The 16,503-nt window shown below is 66.3% G+C and carries 14 protein-coding genes; 5 read left to right on the forward strand and 9 right to left on the reverse strand.

The genetic code is table 11. The features are described 5' to 3' along the window. Positions 1-15 precede the first annotated feature (15 nt). Together AC3A6R_RS09555 and AC3A6R_RS09560 are read right to left on the reverse strand one after the other, a co-directional pair. The gene (locus tag AC3A6R_RS09555; RefSeq protein WP_487862299.1) at positions 16-1,275 is read right to left on the reverse strand and encodes an iron-containing alcohol dehydrogenase; all 1,260 of its coding nucleotides are present in this window, start codon (positions 1,273-1,275) and stop codon (positions 16-18) included. Continuing rightward, positions 1,265-1,981, reverse strand: a complete 717-nt coding sequence (locus tag AC3A6R_RS09560; protein ID WP_487864356.1) for an alpha/beta fold hydrolase — start codon at positions 1,979-1,981, stop codon at positions 1,265-1,267. Before AC3A6R_RS09560 ends, AC3A6R_RS09555 begins: the two co-directional genes overlap by 11 nt. Positions 1,982-2,037: 56 nt before the next feature. On the opposite strand from AC3A6R_RS09560, the gene AC3A6R_RS09565 reads away from it, so the two are divergent. Continuing rightward, positions 2,038-2,781: a GntR family transcriptional regulator gene (locus AC3A6R_RS09565; protein WP_487864357.1), complete on the forward strand. Its 744-nt coding sequence runs from the start codon at positions 2,038-2,040 to the stop codon at positions 2,779-2,781. Between the two features lie 8 nt (positions 2,782-2,789). On the opposite strand, the gene AC3A6R_RS09570 is transcribed toward AC3A6R_RS09565, so the two are convergent. After that, positions 2,790-4,112 carry an MFS transporter gene (locus AC3A6R_RS09570; protein WP_487862309.1) on the reverse strand — a complete coding sequence of 441 codons (1,323 nt, stop codon included), beginning with the start codon at positions 4,110-4,112 and terminating at the stop codon, positions 2,790-2,792. Positions 4,113-4,552: 440 nt separating this feature from the next. Between AC3A6R_RS09570 and AC3A6R_RS09575 the strand changes: the two genes are divergently transcribed. Further along, positions 4,553-5,614 (forward strand): hypothetical protein, encoded by a 1,062-nt coding sequence (locus tag AC3A6R_RS09575; RefSeq protein WP_487864358.1) that lies wholly within the window; start codon positions 4,553-4,555, stop codon positions 5,612-5,614. Between the two features lie 132 nt (positions 5,615-5,746). On the opposite strand, the gene glmS is transcribed toward AC3A6R_RS09575, so the two are convergent. Continuing rightward, positions 5,747-7,627 carry a glutamine--fructose-6-phosphate transaminase (isomerizing) gene (glmS, locus tag AC3A6R_RS09580; RefSeq protein WP_487864359.1) on the reverse strand — a complete coding sequence of 627 codons (1,881 nt, stop codon included), beginning with the start codon at positions 7,625-7,627 and terminating at the stop codon, positions 5,747-5,749. 151 nt (positions 7,628-7,778) lie between these two features. Between glmS and AC3A6R_RS09585 the strand changes: the two genes are divergently transcribed. Then, on the forward strand, positions 7,779-8,282 hold the full coding sequence (locus AC3A6R_RS09585; protein WP_487862877.1) for an Lrp/AsnC family transcriptional regulator: 504 nt from the start codon (positions 7,779-7,781) through the stop codon (positions 8,280-8,282). On the opposite strand, the gene glmU is transcribed toward AC3A6R_RS09585, so the two are convergent. After that, positions 8,242-9,660, reverse strand: a complete 1,419-nt coding sequence (gene glmU, locus AC3A6R_RS09590; protein WP_487864360.1) for a bifunctional UDP-N-acetylglucosamine diphosphorylase/glucosamine-1-phosphate N-acetyltransferase GlmU — start codon at positions 9,658-9,660, stop codon at positions 8,242-8,244. The two genes, AC3A6R_RS09585 and glmU, sit on opposite strands and share 41 nt — an antisense overlap. Between glmU and AC3A6R_RS09595 the strand changes: the two genes are divergently transcribed. Beyond that, positions 9,659-10,546, forward strand: a complete 888-nt coding sequence (locus tag AC3A6R_RS09595) for a DUF6279 family lipoprotein (protein ID WP_487864361.1) — start codon at positions 9,659-9,661, stop codon at positions 10,544-10,546. The two genes, glmU and AC3A6R_RS09595, sit on opposite strands and share 2 nt — an antisense overlap. Positions 10,547-10,619: 73 nt before the next feature. Here the strand turns inward: AC3A6R_RS09595 and AC3A6R_RS09600 are convergent, their stop codons facing one another. From AC3A6R_RS09600 to dctP, 4 genes are all read right to left on the reverse strand, one after another. Next, the gene (locus AC3A6R_RS09600) at positions 10,620-11,930 is read right to left on the reverse strand and encodes a hydroxymethylglutaryl-CoA reductase, degradative (RefSeq protein ID WP_487862907.1); all 1,311 of its coding nucleotides are present in this window, start codon (positions 11,928-11,930) and stop codon (positions 10,620-10,622) included. Then, positions 11,927-13,237 carry a TRAP transporter large permease gene (locus AC3A6R_RS09605; protein ID WP_487862874.1) on the reverse strand — a complete coding sequence of 437 codons (1,311 nt, stop codon included), beginning with the start codon at positions 13,235-13,237 and terminating at the stop codon, positions 11,927-11,929. The genes AC3A6R_RS09600 and AC3A6R_RS09605 overlap by 4 nt, the downstream gene beginning before the upstream one ends. Beyond that, positions 13,234-13,767, reverse strand: a complete 534-nt coding sequence (locus AC3A6R_RS09610) for a TRAP transporter small permease subunit (protein WP_487862873.1) — start codon at positions 13,765-13,767, stop codon at positions 13,234-13,236. Before AC3A6R_RS09610 ends, AC3A6R_RS09605 begins: the two co-directional genes overlap by 4 nt. A 64-nt stretch (positions 13,768-13,831) precedes the next feature. Beyond that, a complete protein-coding gene (gene dctP / locus AC3A6R_RS09615; RefSeq protein ID WP_487862872.1) occupies positions 13,832-14,872 on the reverse strand; it encodes a TRAP transporter substrate-binding protein DctP in 1,041 nt (346 codons plus the stop codon). Positions 14,873-15,044: 172 nt separating this feature from the next. Between dctP and AC3A6R_RS09620 the strand changes: the two genes are divergently transcribed. Continuing rightward, complete coding sequence (locus AC3A6R_RS09620) at positions 15,045-16,466, forward strand: aminotransferase-like domain-containing protein (RefSeq protein ID WP_487864362.1); 1,422 nt, start codon at positions 15,045-15,047, stop codon at positions 16,464-16,466. Positions 16,467-16,503 lie beyond the last annotated feature (37 nt).

Genomic DNA, 16,503 nt, shown 5'->3' on the forward strand with positions numbered 1-16,503 from the left:
CTGCGTGCCGCCGGGTCAGAAGTCGCGCCCGCCGGCACCTTCGGCACGGAGATAGCCGGCAAAGGCATTGCGCACGATGGCGCGATAGCGCGCCGCGACGTCGGGCACCGGAAACGCCTTGGCAAGCCGCGCGACGCCCAGCGCGTCGTCGACCAGCCCGCTCAGATCGCCGTCCCCGATGCCCATCGCGGCCAGATCGGTAGGAATGCCGAGGCGACCGATCAGATCGCGCACTGCCACCGGGACGGCCAGGCTCGCTTCACGCGCGGTCGACACCTGCAGCGACATGAGCCCGGCGACCTCGAGCATCTCGTCGCCTCGCACGTCGCCCAGCGCATCCAGCACGTACGGCAGCATCACGGCATTGGTGGTGCCATGGCTCCTGTGCGTCTTGCCCGCGACGGCATAGGCGATGCCGTGCACGGCGTTGAGGCCGGCGCTGCCATAGGAGAGCGCCGCATAGACACTGGCATGGGCCATGCCGATGCGCGCCTGCCGGTCGGCACCATCGTTGAACGCGCGCTCCAGGCAGTCGATGCAAAGGCGCATCGACTCCCGCGCGAACATCATCGTCAGCGCCGACCGGCCGCTGTAGCCCGGATCCGGATCGCCGCTGCGGTCGTAGGCGCTCGAGTCCATGGTGAGGAACGATTCGATCGCGTGCGTGAACGCGTCGATGCCGGCATCGGCCGTGACACGCGGCGGGCAGGTGTAGGTGAACTCCGGATCGATCAGGGCCACCTGGGGACGCAGCGCGTTGTCCATGACCGCGACCTTCGTTGCGTTCTCCGGGTCGAGAAGAATCGCCCCCGGCGTGGCCTCGGAACCTGTGCCGGCCGTGGTCGGCATCGCGATCATCGGCAATGGGCGGCAGGCTCCGATGTCGCCCACGAACGCCCGGACCGGAAGGCCCATCGGCAGCGTGAGGCACAGCGCTTTAGCCAGGTCGATGTTGCTCCCTCCTCCGAGCGCGATGACGTGGTCGAAGGTGCCGCCAGGGCACTGTTGCCGCAGCACGCGGGTGGCCGTGTCGCACAGGTCGGTGGTCGGGTCGGGTGCACCGCCGTCGTACACCACGGTCTCGACGCCCAGAGCCTGCGCCGCGTCGACGTATTCGCGCACCCAGGGCGTCGATCCGGAAAAGTACCGGTCGGTGACCAGCACGCCATGCTTCCAGCCGAGCTTCTGCACCAGGCGGGGCAACTGCGCGCGCGCTCCGCAGCCGAGGATCAGGCGCGCCGGGGCGCAGAAGTGGATCAGGTCGTCAGGTCTCATCGGGGTTGTCCAAAGGGTCGAGGAATCGGATCAGTTCGTTGGCGACGCGCGCCGTGTGCGTCGACAGAAGGCTGTGGCCGGCACCTTCGATCGGCACCAGCGTTGCATCGGGCAATGCCGACGAAAGCGCGACGGCGTGCTCCCAGGGAGAGTCTTCGTCCTGCACGCCGTGCAGCAGCAGCGTCGGCTGCCTGACCCGGTGCAGCAACGGGCGCTGGTCCGACGCGCGAATGGCTTGCCAGGTCCACGCGACCGCGTCATGGTCCGCCGCATGCCGCAGCCCGAGCCGGGCCTCGCGCGCCGCGATCTCGCGCAGGAGCGCCTCTCCTTCGCCGCGGAACCAATCGGCAGCGCAGAGTTGGGGCGTACCTGAAAGAAGCGCCAGCTTCCCGGGCTGAGGCCCTTTCGCTTCCGCGACATATTCGAGCGCGACTGAAACGCCCATGCTCCAGCCGGCCAACGCGAAGGGCGCGTCGGCCAGGTGCGCTTGCGCCACCTCCCGCACGTCGGACGCGAACGCCTGCAAGGCATGCGCCCCTGCACCGCTGCAGCGTCGCGCGACACCCCGCCCGCGCAGGTTGGGCAGCACGAAGCGGAAGCGGGCGGAGAGCCGCTCGGCGACGGGAAGCCATGCGTCGCGGGTTCCCTGTATGCCGTGCAATGCGAGCACAGTGGTCGGGCCGTCGCCCACGAAGACAACATCCATTGTGAACACCTGATATGTCAGACGGATTCCATGCACCACCGGAGGCAGTACGATGGATGCCTGTTTCGAAAGTCAAGAAGATGGTTACCAAGACGACGAGCCGCACGCGCAAGGCCCCTCCCCGTGCGGCACCCAAGCCGATGGACTTCGCCGAGCCGAAGACGCGCCTGACCGACCTCGCCTACGAACGCATCGAAGAGGCCATCGTCACGCTCGTCATTCCCCCGGGCGCCGCCGTTTCGGAGCAGGGCCTCGCAGACATGACCGGCATCGGACGCACGCCCATCCGGGAGGCCATCCAGCGGCTCGCCCGCGAGCACCTGGTGATCGTGCTGCCGCAACGCGGGCTGTTGGTGGCCGAAGTCGATGTGGGCAAGCAATTGAAGCTCCTTGAAACGCGACGCGAGATCGAGCGGCTGGTTTGCCGCAGTGCCGCGAAGCGGGCATCGAAGGAAGAACGGCAGCGCTTCGAGCAGTTGGCCGAAGAGTTCAGGCGTTCGTCTACGAAGAACGATTCGGTGGCGTTCATTCGCGCCGACCGCGACTTCAACGAGCTGTGCCTTGCGGCGGCGCGCAACGAGTTCGCCGAAGGCGCGATGCGCATGCTTCACGGCCTTTCGCGCAGGTTCTGGTATCTCCACTACAAGCAGTCGCCCGACATGCCCCAGATGGCCAAGCTGCATGGCGACGTGGCCGTGGCCATCTCCAAGGCCGACGTGCAGGGCGCCGGAGAAGCGCTGGACCGCCTCATCGACTTCATCGAGAACTACACGCGCGCGACCGTCATGTCGGATCGCTAAGGCCTGGGTCAATGCGACAGCGCTTCGAGCGATTGGCCCTTGGTCTCGATCCCGAAGAGCATCACGATGAGGGCCGCCACCACGAAGCAGGCCGCGCCCAGCGTGAACACGCCGGCTTGCCCGGTGAACGGCAGCACGATGCCCACGACGTACGGGCCCACGAGCGAGCCGATCCGCCCCACCGACGACGCAAAGCCCGCACCGGTGGCACGCGAACGCGTGGGGTACAGCTCGGGGGTGTACGCATAGAGCACCGACCACATGCCGAACATGAAGAACTGCATGAACAGCCCGGCGGTGATCAACTGCGCCACCGGCGCCTGGGTCGCGGCGGCCTGCCCGTACATGAAGGCCGCGGCCGCACTGCCGACGAGCATCAGCATGCAGGTCGGCTTGCGGCCCCATTTCTCGAGCAGCCACGCGGCGAAGATGAAGCCCGGGATGCCCGCGAGCGAGATATAAACCGTGTAGAGGACCGACTTCGTGACGGCGTAGCCGGCCTGCTGGAGCAGCGCCCCGAGCCACGTCGTCAGCCCGTAGTAGCCGAGGAGCGCGAAGAACCACAACGCCCAGATCATCAGGGTTCGTTTCGCGTAGACGCCCTTCCAGAGTTCCTTGAAGGCCGCACTGCGAGCCATCGGCGGCCTGGCGGTCTCGCCCGGCTTCACTTCCACGGCAGGCAGCTTGCTCATGCCCGAGGCCCGCAGCACATGCCCTTCGAAGCCGGTCATGACCTTGTCGGCCTCGTCGAGCCGGCCGGCGTCTTCGAGCCAGCGCGGCGACTCCGGAATGTTGCGCCGAACGACGAACACGAACACCGCCGGAACCGCCAGCGCGATGAAGATGCCGCGCCATCCGATGACGGGAAGCAGAAAGTAGGCCGTGATGCCCGCGGCAATGAAGCCCAATGGCCAGAAGCCCTCGAGGATGGCGACGTACCGGCCCCGGCTCTTGGCGGGAACGATCTCCGACACCATCGCGAGGCCGATCGGGAACTCCATGCCCATGCCGAACCCCAGCAGCACGCGGTAGGCCATCAGCTCATTGGCGCTGTCCGACAGGCCGCACATGAGGCTGCCGACCCCCCAGAAGATCATGCTGAGCTGGAAGACCGGCTTGCGCCCGAAGCGGTCGGCGAGCATGCCCGCAGTGGCTGCGCCCAGGAACATGCCCAGGAAGCTCGAGCTCGCCAGCAGGCCGGTCTGCATCGCGGAGAGGCCGAACTCTGCTTTGATCGAGCCGAGCACGAAGGTCATGATCCCCAGGTCCATCGAGTCGAAGAACCAGGCGGTGGCAATGATGGCGAACAGGCGGCGCTGGTAGCCCGTCATGGGCAGGCGTTCGAGGCGATGGCCGATGGTGGCGCGCCGTCCCGAGACGGGCGCGGCCGTGGGCAGGTCCACGAGGGGAATCTCGCCGGATACGGTGCTCATGGTGTCTCCTTAATACATCTAGTAGTCAACTGACATATTACTGGTATTCGAAGAGACGGCGACTAGGGTGCACCCTAGTCGGCGCGGTCGCAGGCGTTTCTGCGCGCCGGTCAGCCCATCGCCACAGGTCGGCCAAAGCGGCAGTTTTTCTCCGGTTTCGCATATCGCGCGACGTCCTGAGAGAAGACAGTGAAAAAGCTGTGAACAATGCGTTGCCGCGCGCGTCCCTCCCTCTGAAATGGTCGTGCCGGCAAAGCGAGCAGCGGGGACCGAAATTCGGAGGACATTCCGTTGCGATCGACGAAAGTTCTCACAACGGTCGGCCAAGGGAGGCCTTTATGGAAAAGGAAATCTTCGTGCGAGCAGCAGGCATGCTCGTCCTCAGCGCACTCGTTGCTTGTGGCGGCGGGGGCGGCGGCAGCGGAGGGGGCGGTTTGGCAGCACTCTCGATAGCGCCGCCACCTTCCTCCAATATGCCCACGCCAACGATGCCGGCCGATGGCCCTGTGCCGGAAGGCAGAGACCAAGGAAGCGCCCCGGAACGGCCGGTGACACCTGCGCAACCTGCCGATAAGACGCCCGTGACGTATCGCTACAAGCTCGGATCGGCCGATCCGGCGAATCTCGAGGCCGTCCTGGCAGAACTGAAATCACCCGACTACGCTGGCTTTCGACCATATAAGGGAGTGCCTTCCGGGCTGACCTTCGTCTCTTTGTATGAGGCAGTTTCCGCAGTGCCTTCGTACGACCTGGTGTATGTTCCGGGACCGGCGACCAGTGCCGACACGATGAAGTCGCAAGGCAAGAAGGGCTATCAAGCGCTCGGCCTTTTCCTGCGTGCTGGTCAGCCTGGCCTCATCGCAATCTATGGCAAAGCGAGGCCGTCCACACCGACCTTCGAATACACGAGTTTCGCGCTCAATCCGGCAGCAAACAGTTCGAGTTCGGAAGTCGTCGCGCAGCTCAATTCACTGGGTGCTCAGGGTTACTGCGATTTTCGAAGCAGCTTAGATAGCGTGACAGAGTTCCTGCTGCAACGCGAAGTCCCCAGCGCGGGTCTTTGCGATTACGACGTGCAGCCGATCGCAGTCGGGCTTGACAAATACCTGGAACAACTCAAATCGCAAGGAGCCAAGGGCTATCGACCGCTCCTGGAGACGCCGCTGGACGGAGAGGGAATCAAACAGATCTATGTCAGAAACCTGAGCAGGAATCAGTCCATTGACTACTACGTCTTGGAACCGACGAACCTACAGGCTGAAGGACAGATCGAGGCCCCCGAGGTCACTCTCGAGAGAGCCAACGTCGAGGGAGCGAAGGGCGCGACGTTCTTCCGAAAAATTGACGGCCAGATGATCTATCAGGTCATCCCGAACTGCATGAACGTCTTGTGCACCTGAACATCCGGGCACGGACCGTGCCTCGCAGCACAACGTTTCTCTTGGCACTTGGCCAACAAAAGCGAATGCCGCGGGGCCGGTCTGAACGGCTGCTCGTAGAACAAGACGCCGCTGCACGGCACTGACCTATCCCTACTCCACCGTCACACTCTTCGCCAAATTCCGCGGCTTGTCCACGTCGGTGCCGCGCGCGCACGCCGTGTGGTACGCCAGCAATTGCAGCGGCACCACGTGCAGCAGCGGCGAGAGGGCGCCGTAGTGCTCGGGCATGCGGATCACATTGAGGCCCTCGGCGCCCTTGATCTTCGTGTCGCCGTCGGCCAGCACGTAGAGCACGCCGCCGCGCGCGCGCACTTCCTGCAGGTTGCTCTTGAGCTTCTCGAGCAGGGTGTCGTTCGGGGCCACCGCCACGACCGGCATCTCGCTCGTGACGAGCGCGAGCGGGCCATGCTTGAGCTCGCCGGCGGCATAGGCCTCGGCGTGGATGTAGGTCACTTCCTTGAGCTTGAGCGCGCCTTCGAGGGCGATCGGGTAGTGCAGGCCGCGGCCGAGGAAGAGTGCGTTGTCCTTGCGCGCGAAATCCTCGGCCCAGCCGATGATCTGCGGCTCGAGCGCGAGCACCGACTGCAGCGCGACGGGCAGGTGGCGCATCTCCTTCAGGTAGCGCGCCTCGTCGGCCTCGCTGAGCCGGCCCTTGCTCTGCGCGATGGCCAGCGTGAGCAGGAACAGGCCGGCCAGCTGCGTCGTGAAGGCCTTGGTCGATGCCACGCCGATCTCGACGCCGGCGCGCGTGATGTAGGCGAGCTTGCATTCGCGCACCATGGCGCTGGTGGCCACGTTGCAGATGGTGAGCGTCTGCTCCATGCCGAGCGAGCGCGCATGCTTGAGCGCGGCGAGCGTGTCGGCGGTTTCGCCCGACTGGCTGATGGTGACCACCAGCGTCCGCGGATCGGGCACCGAATCGCGGTAGCGGTATTCGCTCGCGATCTCGACCTGGGTCGAGATCTTCGCGATGCCCTCGAGCCAGTACTTCGCGGTGCAGCCGCTGTAGTAGCTGGTGCCGCAGGCGAGGATGAGGATCCGGTCGATGTCCTTGAAGACGCGATGCGCGCTCGCGCCCGTGGCGCCGTCCTGCCCGATGCCGTCGAACAGCTCGGGCACGATGCCGGCCACGCCTTCGAGGGTGTCGCCGATCGCGCGCGGCTGCTCGAAGATCTCTTTCTGCATGTAGTGGCGGTACGGGCCCAGCTCGGCCGCGCCGCTGTGCGCCAGCACCGTGCGCACGGTGCGCTGCACGGGCTTGTGGTGGCGGTCGACGATCCAGTACTTGCCGGGCTGCAGGTCGACCACGTCGCCCTCTTCGAGGTAGACGATCTGGTCGGTCACGCCGGCCAGGGCCATGGCATCGCTGGCAAGAAAGTTCTCGCTGCCGTCCTTGCCCGCGCCCAGGATCAGCGGCGAGCCGGCGCGCGCGCCCACCACGCGCTGCGGCTCGTCGCGGCTGATCACGGCAATGGCGTAGGCGCCGTGCAATTGCAGCACCGCGGCCTTCACGGCGTCGAACAGATCGCCGTCGTAGAGGCTGTCGACGAGGTGCGCGATGACCTCGGTGTCGGTCTGGCTCTCGAACACGTAGCCCTTGGCTTCGAGCGCCGCGCGCAGCGGCTCGTGGTTCTCGATGATGCCGTTGTGCACGAGCGCGATGCGGCCCGGCCGCGCGCCCTGCGCATCGACCCCGGGGCCGTGGCTGAAGTGCGGATGGGCGTTGTGCACGGCCGGCGCGCCGTGCGTGGCCCAGCGGGTGTGGGCGATGCCTGTCAGACCTTCAACGTGGTCCTCGCGCACCTGCGTCTCGAGCTCGGCGACGCGCGACGTGGTGCGCGACCGGGCCAGCCCGCCCGCGTGCACGGCGACGCCGCAGGAGTCATAGCCGCGGTATTCGAGCCGCTGCAGGCCCTGGACGAGGACCGGAACGATGTTGCGATGGGATGCCGCGCCGACGATGCCGCACATGGTGTTGCCTTTGACAAGATGAAAGCTGAACCGAAACAGCCGTCGATGGTAGGCAGCACCGCAGGAAATATGTATTCAAAAAGAAGAACTTTTTGTTCATAAATTCCGACAAACTTCTTGTTTGAACTTTTATTTCATAATCGATGGATTCATGGAACTAGACACCATCGACCTCCGCCTGCTCGAAGCCCTCCAGCGCGACGCCTCGCGCACCAACCAACAACTGGCTGCCGACGTGGGCGTCTCGCCGCCCACCTGCCTGCGCCGCGTGCAGCGACTGCGACAGGAAGGTCTGATCGAGCGGCAGGTGGCCTTACTCTCGCCCGACCGCCTTGCGGCCGCGCAGGGCCACGGGCTGCAGGCGGTGGTCGAGATCTCGCTCGACCGCCAGGACGCCGCCGCGCTCGACGCCTTCGAGGCCCGCGTGATCGAAGACGACGCGGTCCAGCAGTGCTGGCGCGTCTCGCCCGGGCCGGATTTCGTGCTGGTGGTCGCCACGCGCGACATGCCCGGCTACGGCGCCCTCGCGCAGCGGCTCTTCACGGCCGATGCCAACGTGCGCAACGTCAAGGCCTTCTTCAGCCTGAAGCGCGCGAAGTTCGAGCCCCGGCTGCCTATTTCTTCTTTTGCGGCCGCTGCCAGTCCGGGAAGCTGACGGGCTTGCTGCGCGCCACCGTGAGCGCGCCGGGCGCGGTCGACTTGTTGACCGTCGAGCCGCCGCCGATGGTGCCGCCCGCGCCGATGGTGACGGGCGCCACCAGCACGCAATTGCTGCCCACGTGCACGTCGTCCTCGATGATGGTGCGGTGCTTGTTTGCGCCGTCGTAGTTGGCCGTGATGCTGCCCGCGCCGTAGTTGACGCGCCGACCCACGGTGGCGTCGCCCAGGTAGGCCAGATGATTGGCCTTGGCGCCTTCGGCCAGGGTCGAGTTCTTGACCTCCACGAAGTTGCCGATGTGCACCTCGGCGCCGAGCTGGGCACCGGGCCGCAGCCGCGCGAAGGGGCCGACGAGGGCGTTCTCGCCGACCGACACGCCCGCCTTCTCGCCGTCGATGTGGGTGAACGGATGGATCACCGCACCCGCCTCGATGCGTGCATTGGCGATCACGCAGTTGGCACCGATGCGCACGCCCTCGCCGAGGAACACCGCGCCTTCGAACACGCAGTTGACGTCGATCTCGACGTCGGTGGCGCAGGCCAGCGTGCCGCGCAGGTCGAAACGCGCCGGATCGGCGAGCCGCACCCCCTGCGCCATCAGCGCATCGGCCTGGCGCAGCTGCCAGGCGCGCTCGAGCGCGGCGAGCTGCACGGGGCTGTTGATGCCGGCGACCTGCAGCGCATCGGTGGTGACGTGCGCCACCACGGGCACGCCATCGGCGGCGGCGAACTTGACGATGTCGGTGAGGTAGTACTCGCCCTGTGCATTGCGGTTGTCCAGCCGCGCGAGCCAGCCCTTGAGCAGCGCCGCAGGCACGGCCATCATGCCGCTGTAGACCTCGCGGATCGCGCGCTCGGCCTCGCTGGCGTCCTTCTGCTCGACGATGGCGCGGACCTCGCCCCCGCCCTCGTCGCGCACGATGCGGCCGTAGCCCGTGGGGTCGGCGAATTCGATCGTGAGCAGCGCGAGCCGCCCGCCCGCGCTGGCGGCGATCAGCGCGCGCAGCGTGTCTTCGGCGATCAGCGGTACGTCGCCCGAGAGCACCAGCACGGTGCCGTCGTCGGGCAGCAGCGGCATGGCCTGCTGCACCGCATGGCCGGTGCCGAGCTGCGGTTCCTGGCGCGCGAACTGGAGGGTGCCGCCGGCGGCCGGGGCGGCCATGGCGGCCTCCACCTCGGCCGCACCATGGCCGGTGATCACCACCACATGGCGCGCGCCAAGGCGCGCCGCGGTGTCGGTCACGTGGGCGAGCAGTGCGCGCCCGGCCAAACGATGCAACACTTTGGGCAGCCTGCTCTTCATGCGCGTGCCCTTGCCGGCTGCCATGACGACCACGTCGACCGGCCCCTGGTTCTCTTGCGAAATCTGATTCATGCGTCTTTCTACTCGAATGTCGTGTTGCCCCAAGCTGGCGCGAATTATCGGCGTGCTGCTGGTGGCCGCCGCGCTCGGAGCCTGCAGCACGGTACGCCTGGCCTACAACAACCTGCCCGAACTGAGCTACTGGTGGCTCGACGGCTACCTCGATTTCGACGGCGCGCAGACACCGAAGGTGCGCGACGAACTCGCGCGCCTGCTCGATTGGCACCGCCGCAACGAGCTGCCGCGCGTGGCCGCCCTGCTGCAGGATGCGCAGGCGCTGGCGCCGGGCGAGGTGAGCGCCGACCAGGCCTGCCGCATGGCAGAGCAGATCCGCGAGCGCCTGCTCGCGGTGGCCGTGCAGGCGGAACCCGCGATCGCCGACATCGCGCTGGGCCTGGGTGACGCGCAACTGCAGCAGCTCGAACGCAAGTACGCGAAGATCAACGCCGAATACCGCAAGGAATGGCTGGACCGCAGCAAGGCCGAGGTGCACGAGCGGCGCTACGACCGCTTCCTCGAGCGCCTGGAAGACTTCTATGGCCGGCTCGAACCCGCGCAGCGCGACCTGCTTCGGCGCCAGATCGCTCAGTCGGTGTTCGACCCGAGGCTCGCCGATGCGGAACGCCGCGTACGCCAGCGGGAGATGCTGGCGCTGCTGCGCGGCTTCCAGGCCGAGCGGCCGCCTGCCGCCGAGGCACGTGCCGCGGTTCATGCGCATGTGATGCGCATCGCCGATCCGCCGCCCGGCCCCTGGCGCGAGCACCAGCAGGCGCTGCTCGAGGAGGGCTGCCGCAATCTGGCGGCGCTGCACGCCACGGCCAGCGCGGGCCAGCGCGACAAGGCGGTGCAGCGGCTGCAAGGCTATCGGCAGGACATCAGCCTGCTCATGGCGCGTTGACGTGCGGTGATGCGCGGCACAGCGGCGGCGCGGGCCTCGGCCAGGCGTTCCTATCTTCGGCAGTTGGTCGGCATCATGCGCCGCCGGCACGCAGACGCTGCAGTTCGGCTTCGGCCAGATCCAGCCGCACCGCACCCTGACTCACCAGCGCACGCGCCACATGTTCGATCTCGTCGCCCACAGCGCCCGCCATCATGGCGATGTTCTGTGAATGCAGGGCCATATGGCCCTTCTGGATCCCCGCCGTCGCCAGCGCCTTCAAGGCCGAGAAGTTCTGCGCCAGACCGACAGCCGCGATGATCCGCGCCAGCTCCTGCGCCGAAGTGACGCCCAGGATCTTCAGCCCCAGCCTGGCGGTGGGATGCAGCTTGGTGGCGCCGCCGACCAGGCCCACGGCCATCGGCACCTCGATGGAGCCAGCCAGGTCCCTCTCGGCCGTGACTTCCCAGCGTGTCAGGCTGCCATAGCGACCCTGGCGAGCCGCATAGGCATGGGCACCGGCCTCCACCGCGCGGGTGTCGTTCCCCGTCGCCAGCACGACGGCGCTGATGCCGTTCATGACACCCTTGTTATGGGTCGCCGCCCGGTAAGGATCGGCGTCGGCGAAGTGGTAGGCCGAGATCATGGCGTCACGCACAGCTTCGCCGCCGATGTCGGCCAGTCGCCAGGTACAACGCGCCCGCGCCAGGCGCCGATCGGCAAGGTTGGAGAGGATGCGCAGGTTGGTCTTGCCGCCGGTCCAGCCGGCGATGCGTGGCGCCAGCTTCTCGGCCATGGTGTTCACGGCATTCGCGCCCATGGCATCGCGCGTATCGACCACCAGGTGGGTGATGACCATGGGTCCACCCTGGGTCTGGATCACGCGTACCTCCAGATCACGGAAGCCGCCGCCCAGCCCCACCAGCACCGGATCGCAACTGTCGCAAAGGGCCTGGATCTCGTCCCTTTGCTCGAGGATCCTGATGCGCGCGTGCTCGGGGTCGCCGACGCCGGTCAGCTGGATCTGGGCAATCATCTGCGTGCCGGACATGGACGTGACGAACCCTCCACTGTCATAGGACTGGCGCGCGGCATTGCAGACCGCCGCCACCACCGAAGACTCTTCGGTCGCCATGGGAATGAGGCGATCGACGCCGTCGATCTTCATGTTGGTGGCGATGCCCACCGGGATGTTCATGGTCCCGATCACGTTCTCGATCAGGTGGTCCGCCAGGTCGGCCGACAGGTTGCCGGTGTCGAGCAGGTGGGCCTGTTCTGCGGCGTCGAGCGCAGCGAACGCTGCCACGGCCTCGATACGTTGCGGCATCGGCAGCTTGTGGAAACCGCCGATGCGGCTGCTTGGAGCTTGTGTGTTCATGGTCTTCAGGGGGTGGTGAACGCTCAGCGCGCTGTCATGAGCTTGGGAAGGAACGTGACGAGATCGGGGAAGGCGGCACAGATCAGCAGGCCGACGAACTGCAGCGCGAAGAAGGGAAGGATGCCGCGGTAGACCGCACCCATGCCGATGTTTCGAGGCAGCGTGCCCTTGATATAGAAGAGCGTGTAGCCGAATGGCGGGCTGATGTAGCCCATTTGGATGGTGATGGCGTAGAGCACGCCGAACCAGAGTTCGTCGAAGCCGAGCAGGCGCACGATCGGCAGGAACACCGGCACCGTGAGCAGGATGATCCCGAGTTCGTCGAGCACGGTCCCCAAAAACACCAGCAGCAGCATCATCGCGCCAAGGATCAGCCAGCGGTTGACCTCCAGCCCCTTGATGATTTCGAGCAGCGTGTCCGCCCCGCCCAGGCCTGTGAAGATGGCCACATAGGCCTTGGCACCGAGCGTGATCCACAGGATCATCGACGTGGCCTTGAGCGCATCGAATCCTGCCTCGCGCAGCATGCCCAGGCGGCGCTTGAGAGCGGCTGGAATCAACGCGCCGGCCACGCCCACCGCGGCCGATTCGGTGGGCGTGGCGACACCGAAGAAGATCGATCCGAGGATGATCACGATCAGCATCGTCGGGAACACCAGCGCCTTCAAGGCCAGCAGCTTCTCGGGCCACGTTGCGACATGGGCGCCTTTGTCGAGCGGTACCCACTCCGGCTTGAGCCAGCTCACGATCAGGATGTAGGCGATGTACAGGCTGGCCAGGATCAGGCCGGGGACAAGTCCGGCAATCAGCATCTGGCCGATGGATATCTGCGCCGTGACGGCGTAGACGATGGTCAGCACCGAAGGCGGAATCAGGATCCCGAGCGTTCCCGATGCGCAGATGGTTCCCAGTGCCAGTTCGGGCTTGTATCCCCGGCGCAGCATCTCGGGCAGCGCGAGGATGCCCATGGCCGTGACGGCCGCGCCGACCACGCCGGTCATCGCGGCCATGACTACGCAGATGATCACGGTCCCGATGGCGAGCCCTCCGCGCAGGCGGCCGAACCAGAGTTCCATCGCCTTGTAGAGGTCTTCGATCACGCCGGCGCGCTGCAGGATGCAGGCCATCAGGATGAACAACGGAATGGCCAACAGCGCTTCCGACTTCATGGTGTCGAAGATCTGCAGGACCAGAACGATCACCGCATTCGGCTCCCACAGCGTGACCGTGAAAAGCAGCGACAGGCCGCCAAGCACGAAGGCGATGGGCAGTCCGCTGAGCATGAACAGCGTGAGACTGCCGAACATCATCAGCAAAATGAGATTGGCACTCACAGCGCGACCCCCTCACGCGCTGCGGCCGCGTCCAGCGGGTGGCCGAACCAGGCATACACCCACTCCGCGAGCGCCTGCAACAACATGAAGGCCAACGCCAGGGGCACGGCCGCCTTGACCGGCCAGATCGGCGGATTCCATGCCGAGAAACTGGTTTCCCGGTAGGTCCAGGCGCTCCACGCAGAGGGCACGCTGAAGTACAGCAGGATGGCGCAGAAAATCACGATCACGGGGTAGTTCACCAGGTCCAGGCGGCGCACCCAGGCGGCGCTCAGCCGCTGGCGCACGAGATCCAGAGCGACATGGCCCTTGAGGTGCAACAGGTAGGGCCCCCCGAACAGGAAATAGGGGCCGAACAGCAGCACGGCCAATTCCATGCCCCAGACGGTAGGCGCGTCGAAGACATAGCGCGCCACCACTTCATAGAGCATGACGGGAACCACCACGGCCATCAGCCACACCGTGGCCTGAAACAGCCAGCGGTTGAAGGTGGTGATGGCCGAGGCGGGAACGGACAGCCAGACGGGCATGCCGAACTCCTCGAAAAGGGAATGAAGACCGGCACCCGGGTGTGCCGATCGGTGAGGCGTCAGGTCAGGCCAGCAGGCCCAGTTCCTTCATGAAGGCGATCTGGCTGTCCAGAATCTTCGTCGCCAGTGGATCGCCCTTGGTAGCCGAGCGCCAGGCCTCCATCGCCTTGGGCCGGGCCGCGGCGATGTCGGCCGCGCTGAAGCGGATGATCTCGCATCCCTTGGCTGCGTACTTGCTCAGCACCGTTGCATCGCTCACCAGGATGTGCTGACGCAGCGCGGCGGACACCTCGCGCGCGGCAACTGCCAGCGCCGCCTTGAACTCGGCAGGAAGTTTCTCGTGGGCCGCCCGGTTGGCGACGTAAGCGGTCGCGGTGGTCGGTTGATGAAACCCGGGCACCACCACGTACTTCGCCACTTCGGCCAGTCCGGCCTCGAAGTTGGCCGTCAGATCGCCCCGGTCCGCCATGTCGATGACGCCCTTGTCGAGCGCCGAATACACCTCGCCCGTGGGCAGCGGCGTGACGGACACGCCCATGGCGCCCATCACCGCCGACGCCAGCCCGACGAAACGACCTTTCTTGCCGGCCAGATCGGAGATCTTTCGGATCGGCACCTTGGAGTGCAACGGCTCCTGCCCGTAGACGGTGGGCGCGATGTAATGCAGGCCGGCCGGTGCGTACGCCTGTCGCGCCATCGCCAGGCCGCCACGCTCGTAGAACCAGGCCTCGTACTCGTCGCTTTCCGCGAAGCCGAACGGAATGGTACTGGTGAAGGCGAAGGCCGGAATCTTGCCGGCTTCGTAGCCATCGAAGGTCTTCATAAGCTCGAAGGCCCCGCCGCGCACGGCATCGAAGGCCTGCGCCGCCGGAACGATCTGACCCGCGGCGAACAGGTTGATCTTGAAGCGGCCACCCGTCAGCTCGGCAACGCGGGCCACGAAACGCTCCTCGAATTTCTGCGGTGTCGTTCCGCCGTCCCACAACGCCTGCATGCGCCACGTCACGCTGGCGCCTTGGGCCTGCGCCAACAGAGGGGTGGCCACAACGGTCGCGGCGAGAGCGGATTTGATGATCTGGCGGCGAGCCATCGGCGGTTGGGTCATGTCACTGTCTCCGTAGGATGATGGATCCCCGATCGGATGCCGGGGCTTCGCGTCGCAGCGTCCACGGTGGGGCAAGCCCCGTCCTCGCTGCGATCGCGGCCAGTCTATGAGACAACGCAGCCCGGAAGGGATACAGTTTGGGCACAGTTCGATGAACTGTATCCACCCACCAATGGGAACAGTCCACTCCCTTCACGAAGTCTCCATGGTCACCCCACCATCCGGCACGAAGGTCGAGGCGCTCACGCAGAAGCTGCTGCGCGCGATCGAACACGACGACCTGCCCGCCGGCGCCCGCCTGCGCTCGGTGCGAGACACCGCCCGCGTGGAAGGCCTCGGCATCAACACGGTTGTCGAGGCCTACAACCGGCTCGTCGCCCGCGGCCATGCCGAGTCGCGACCCGGGTCCGGCTACTACGTCCGCAAGATCACGCGCACCCGCGCCTCGGCCCCGGCGCCGCACGTGGCGGCGGCCGTGGACGTGGTGTCGCTGCTGCGGGAGCAGCTGGAACAGCACTACGAGGTGCGCGTCGGCGATGGCCGCCCGCCCGCGTCGTGGATGGAGGGCTCCGAGCTCGGCAGCCACCTGCGTCGCGCGCGTGCGCATGGCCTGTCGGACATCGAGCACGGCTATGGCACGCCGTGGGGCTACCTGCCCCTGCGCGAGACGGTGGTCCGCCTGCTCGGCGAACGCAGCATCCAGGTGCATGCGCGACAGGTTCTGCTCACGCAGGGCGCAAACCATGCACTCGACCTGATCGTGCGCCATCTGCTGGAACCGGGCGACAAGGTGCTGGTGGACTCGCCCGGCTACTACCCGCTCTTCGGCAAACTGAAACTCGCCAAAGTGGAGATGCTGGGTATTCCTCGCATGTCCGACGGGCCGGACCTCGACCTCCTGCAGAAGTACCTGCATCTGCACCGGCCCAAGGTCTTCTTCACCCAATCGCTCGCGCACAACCCCACGGGCGGCTCGATCAGTCTGCCGAAGGCCCACAAGCTGCTGCAGCTTGCGGCGGAATTCGACTGCCTCGTCGTGGAGGACGACCCGTTTGCCGATCTGCTACCCGCGTCCGCCCCTCGCCTGGCCGCGCTGGATCAGCTCGAACGCGTGATCTACGTGAGCAGCTTCTCCAAGACCTTGTCGGCAGGTCTTCGGGTCGGCTACATCGCAGGCGCCGTCGAACGCATCGCCGCGATCTGCGACCTCAAGATGGTCACCGTGGTGTCCACTTCGGACTTCGTGGAAAGGGTGGTGCACCAATTGATTTCGGCCGGGCAGTACCGGCGGCACCTGAATCGACTCAAGACCCGCCTGGCCGAAGTGCACCGGCCCGCCATCGGAGCGCTGGCGCGCGCAGGCGTTCGCGTGCATGCGGCCGATTCGAACGGCTACTACCTCTGGGGCGAATTGCCTGCGTCCGTCGACGAACTCAAGCTCACGCGCGAAGCCGCTGCCAAGGGCATATTCCTCGCGCCGGGGTCCGTGTTTTTTCCCGATCGAAACAATCATCCGCCGGCATTGCGAATCAATGTGGCCTATGCGAGCGACGCGCGCTTCCTGCGCTTTTTGCGGTCGGCGCTCGGGCAATGAAGGCGCCGGCGGCGTTCGCTCCTCCGGGCAGCTTCTG

This window comes from Variovorax sp. Soil_C_19, from assembly GCF_057657255.1.

What these genes read in the sequence shown, in the direction of transcription:
- AC3A6R_RS09565 (WP_487864357.1), top strand. Translation starts at nt 2,038, where the DNA reads ATGCCTGTTTCGAAAGTCAAGAAGATGGTTACCAAGACGACGAGCCGC.
- glmU (WP_487864360.1), bottom strand. Translation starts at nt 9,660, where the DNA reads ATGAATCAGATTTCGCAAGAGAACCAGGGGCCGGTCGACGTGGTCGTC.
- AC3A6R_RS09595 (WP_487864361.1), top strand. Translation starts at nt 9,659, where the DNA reads ATGCGTCTTTCTACTCGAATGTCGTGTTGCCCCAAGCTGGCGCGAATT.
- AC3A6R_RS09560 (WP_487864356.1), bottom strand. Translation starts at nt 1,981, where the DNA reads ATGGATGTTGTCTTCGTGGGCGACGGCCCGACCACTGTGCTCGCATTG.
- AC3A6R_RS09585 (WP_487862877.1), top strand. Translation starts at nt 7,779, where the DNA reads ATGGAACTAGACACCATCGACCTCCGCCTGCTCGAAGCCCTCCAGCGC.
- AC3A6R_RS09570 (WP_487862309.1), bottom strand. Translation starts at nt 4,112, where the DNA reads ATGACGGGCTACCAGCGCCGCCTGTTCGCCATCATTGCCACCGCCTGG.
- glmS (WP_487864359.1), bottom strand. Translation starts at nt 7,627, where the DNA reads ATGTGCGGCATCGTCGGCGCGGCATCCCATCGCAACATCGTTCCGGTC.
- AC3A6R_RS09620 (WP_487864362.1), top strand. Translation starts at nt 15,045, where the DNA reads ATGGGAACAGTCCACTCCCTTCACGAAGTCTCCATGGTCACCCCACCA.
- AC3A6R_RS09555 (WP_487862299.1), bottom strand. Translation starts at nt 1,275, where the DNA reads ATGAGACCTGACGACCTGATCCACTTCTGCGCCCCGGCGCGCCTGATC.
- dctP (WP_487862872.1), bottom strand. Translation starts at nt 14,872, where the DNA reads ATGACCCAACCGCCGATGGCTCGCCGCCAGATCATCAAATCCGCTCTC.
- AC3A6R_RS09610 (WP_487862873.1), bottom strand. Translation starts at nt 13,767, where the DNA reads ATGCCCGTCTGGCTGTCCGTTCCCGCCTCGGCCATCACCACCTTCAAC.
- AC3A6R_RS09575 (WP_487864358.1), top strand. Translation starts at nt 4,553, where the DNA reads ATGGAAAAGGAAATCTTCGTGCGAGCAGCAGGCATGCTCGTCCTCAGC.